Source organism: Selenihalanaerobacter shriftii (assembly GCF_900167185.1).
GTDB lineage: Bacteria > Bacillota > Halanaerobiia > Halobacteroidales > Acetohalobiaceae > Selenihalanaerobacter > Selenihalanaerobacter shriftii.
This window is the reverse complement of sequence record NZ_FUWM01000045.1, coordinates 1-3,907: the sequence shown is the minus strand read 5'-3', so window position 1 is coordinate 3,907 and position 3,907 is coordinate 1. Positions and strand designations below refer to the sequence as shown.

At 32.8% G+C, this 3,907-nt stretch carries 3 protein-coding genes, 1 pseudogene and 1 riboswitch; all 4 genes and pseudogenes read right to left on the bottom strand.

Going from position 1 to position 3,907, the window contains the following annotated elements:
• Positions 1 to 154: 154 nt before the first annotated feature.
• On the bottom strand, positions 155 to 1,156 hold the full coding sequence (gene sppA, locus B5D41_RS13835; RefSeq protein WP_078811211.1) for a signal peptide peptidase SppA: 1,002 nt from the start codon (positions 1,154 to 1,156) through the stop codon (positions 155 to 157).
• Between the two features lie 73 nt (positions 1,157 to 1,229).
• The gene (thiC, locus tag B5D41_RS13830; RefSeq protein ID WP_078811210.1) at positions 1,230 to 2,513 is read right to left on the bottom strand and encodes a phosphomethylpyrimidine synthase ThiC; all 1,284 of its coding nucleotides are present in this window, start codon (positions 2,511 to 2,513) and stop codon (positions 1,230 to 1,232) included.
• A 60-nt stretch (positions 2,514 to 2,573) separates the two neighbouring features.
• Complete coding sequence (gene thiE / locus B5D41_RS13825; RefSeq protein WP_078811209.1) at positions 2,574 to 3,194, bottom strand: thiamine phosphate synthase; 621 nt, start codon at positions 3,192 to 3,194, stop codon at positions 2,574 to 2,576.
• Between the two features lie 84 nt (positions 3,195 to 3,278).
• Positions 3,279 to 3,388, bottom strand: a riboswitch (TPP riboswitch).
• 122 nt (positions 3,389 to 3,510) lie between these two features.
• Positions 3,511 to 3,907: pseudogene (locus tag B5D41_RS14185) on the bottom strand (hypothetical protein); the annotation flags it as partial.

Below are 3,907 nucleotides of genomic sequence, written 5' to 3'. Positions count from 1 at the left end.
TAATGTTTAAGTGTGGTTACTTAACATTTTATCAGAGGAACAAGTATGTGTCATTTTTTTATTAGCCCGTGCATTTAATTATACAATGCACCAAAAAATTTTATTTAAATTTTAATATATAAGAGTAATTAATTATTATAAAATTAATCTTAATTTAATACTGTAACTGTAAACCTTCAAGATAATTAGCTTCTCTTTGTTCTAATAATTTATAATACATTAATTGAGATTTTTCTGTATTCATATTTGTATTATAACCAACCTTTTTATCAAAGAACATATATGTAATTAATTTACTAGCTGAACTTAATAGACGCTTTATAGGAGATGATTGATTGTAATAGATTAAATTAGGTTCTCCTTCCATTCCAGCTAAATTAGCAGCTTTATCCACAGCATCATAAAAAGTACCTAATTTATCTACTAATCCTAGTTTTTTAGCCTGTCTTCCTGTATAGATTCTTCCATCTGCTAATTTTCTAACTTTATCCTCTGACAGTCCTCTCCCTTCAACTACTGCATCTACAAACTCTTGATAAACACTATCTATCATATTCTGTAATATTTTTTCCTCTTTAGAAGTTAATTCTCTACTTGGACTTCCCATATCCTTATGAGGTCCACTTGTAAAAGTTACAGGTTTAACTCCTATCTTATTATATAATTCTTGTAAATTATTGAACTGCATAATCACTCCGATACTACCGGTGATAGTAGAAGGATCAGCATAGATTTGATCAGCAGGTGCTGAAATATAATATCCTCCAGAGGCAGCTACATCACCCATAGAAACTACTATTGGCTTTTCAGTTGCTTTAAATTTCTTAAGTTCCCGGTAAATTTCGTCAGAAGCAGCTGAACTTCCTCCTGGGCTATTAACTCTTAATAATATAGCTTTAACCTTTTTATCATCCTTAGCTTGATTAATTTGCTTCATAACAGAACGCGATCCGACACCAACTCTACCCAATACACCTCCACTACTACCACTAGTTATAGGGCCACTAATATTAATTACTGCAATCCCCTCTTGTGTTACTTCTTTTCCACCAGAAATACTATTAATAATTAAAAATCCTAAACCCCCTAAAACTAATAAGACCACAAGAATACCAACACCTATGGTCAAAAGTATCTGCTTAAGACTAAAATTCATCTAAATCCCTCCTAGTTCCATAAATCCCTCTTACTTAACTTAACCAAGATTTGAATCAATAATTAATAATTAATTATAACGCCTTATCTACCACCTTCATAGCACAATATGATCCACACATCGTACAAGTTTCTTCATCTTTTAATGTTTGGTTGTGTGCTTCTCTTGACTCTTTTGCTTTTTTAGGATCAATAGCCAATTCAATCTGTCTTTGCCAATCTAATGTTTTTCTTGCCTTAGCCATTTCTAAATCTCTTTTCTTAGCACCAGAGACACCTTTAGCAATATCTGCAGCATGAGCAGCTATTTTAGAAGCCATTACTCCTTCTCGTACATCTTCAACACTTGGTAATCCTATATGTTCTGCAGGAGTTACATAACATAAAAAATCAGCTCCAGCAGATGCTGCCATAGTACCACCAATAGCAGAAACAATATGGTCATAGCCTAAAGCAATATCTGTTACTAATGGTCCTAAAACATAAAAAGGTGCACCTTTACATAGCTCTTTCTGAAGCTTTATATTAGTTTCAATCTGATCATAAGGAACGTGCCCCGGGCCTTCTACCATTACCTGTACTTCTGCTTCTCTAGCTCTGTCCACCAATTCTCCTAAGATTAATAACTCATGAATTTGAGAGCGATCTGTAGCATCAGCTAAACATCCTGGCCTTAATCCATCACCTAAACTTAAAGTTACATCATATTTATAAGCAATTTCTAATAAACGATCGTAGTATTCATATAAAGGATTCTCCTGCTCGTTATGTAGCATCCAACCAGTCATAAAAGAACCACCACGACTGACTATATCAGTAATCCTGTCTTCATCCCTTAAATGACGAATAGTCTCTAAAGTTAAACCACAATGAACTGTAATAAAATCTACCCCATCTTTAGCATGTTCTTCTATTACTCTAAATAAATCCTCAACTGTCATATCAATAATAGCTTTTCCGGTATTTAAAGTCTCAACGGTAGCTTGATAAATAGGAACTGTCCCTAAGGGAACTTCTGTTTCAGCCATAATAGTCCTTCTAGTCTCTGTTATCTTCTCCCCAGTCGATAAATCCATTACTGCATCTGCTCCAGCTTCTACAGCTACCTTTAATTTCTTTAACTCCTTGTCTATCTCTGGATAATCCTCTGAAGTACCAAAATTAGCATTAACCTTAGTGGATAATCCTTTACCAAAACCTCGAGGCTTTAAATTATGATGATTATTATTAGCTGGAATTACAATTGTCCCTTCTGCAATACCTTTACGAATAAATTCTGGGTTTACGCCTTCTTTCTTAGCTACTAATTCCATACTATTAGTAATTTTTCCTTCTTTTGCTTTTGTTACTTGAGTCATTTAAACTCCTCCTTTAGTATTAATTAATAAAAACTTAGTGCTTTAAAGCTTATAATTATCTTATAAGCATTTGATCAGGTTTTTATAGTAACTTCTTGCCGCAGATTCTATATCCTCAACTCCAACTATTCCAGAAACCACAGCGACTCGTTTAGCGCCTGCTTTAATAACTTCGTGAATATTATCCAATTTTATTCCACCAATAGCTACAAATGGAATCTCTACTCTTTGACTAACTTTCTCTACTAATTCTAAACCTACTGGATTATAATTCGGTTTAGTTTGCGTTGGAAATACAGGACCAACGCCAATATAGTCTGCTCCCATTGCCGCAGCTTCTATTGCTTGCTCTAAACTATGAGTAGAAATTCCTATAATCTTATCATTACCCATCATTTTTCTAGCCTCTTTAATTGGTAAATCATCTTGACCTAAATGAACACCATCAGCATCAATAGCCAAAGCTATATCTACTCGATCATTAACTATTAATGGTACTTCCGCAGACTTAGTAATTACCTTTAATTCATTTCCCATATTTACTAAATTTCTAGTAGACATATCTTTTTCTCTTAGTTGAATAATATCAGCTCCACCAATAATAGCTTCTTTAACTACTTCTAAATTATCTTTTCCTTGTGCAATATTTTGGTTAGTAATCACATATAATTTAAAATCCATATTAGACCTCCCAATAAAATATATTTTAGTATATAAATAATAATAACCACTGAACATGCTAATGGCATAGTTCAGTGGTTAATAAATATCTCACCACTACTTCCCTACGCTAGAATTAGCTAGATCAGGTTCAAAGGGTCAAGAGTTAAACCACTCTTTCTCAGTCCTAAATTAGGGCTCCCCTAGTAGACATATATATTCTTTTCTCTGTTATTATACTGTATTCAGGTTAAGATATTAATATTCCTGCTTATATTATTAAGTCATTTTTGCAATCTCTTTCTTAGTAATAATATTGATGAGTACATCTGAATTATCAATCTGATCCAGTTATAGTCATTTCACCATTTTCTGGAGTAAGTTCGTGACAAGTGATACAGCTATTCTCACCTTCTTTAACACCAGCTAAAAATTCGTTATTTCTAGTATTTCCTACTAAGTGTGCTTTATGTACTATCTTACTTAACTCCACGGTAAACTGCCCATGACACCTCAAGCAAGCATTTACTCCCTCTTCTTTAAGATTATTAACTGGCATATGATCATCTGGAATAATCTTCTTTAAACTATTATTTGTGCCAAATTGATGACAATCAATACATGCTTGATTATTATTTTTAGTTAAATTTTCAATTGATTTGGTTTCTTTAGCAATAGCTATAATATTTATTAGTGCAACTGTTAAAATTATAATTACAAAGATCAATATATAT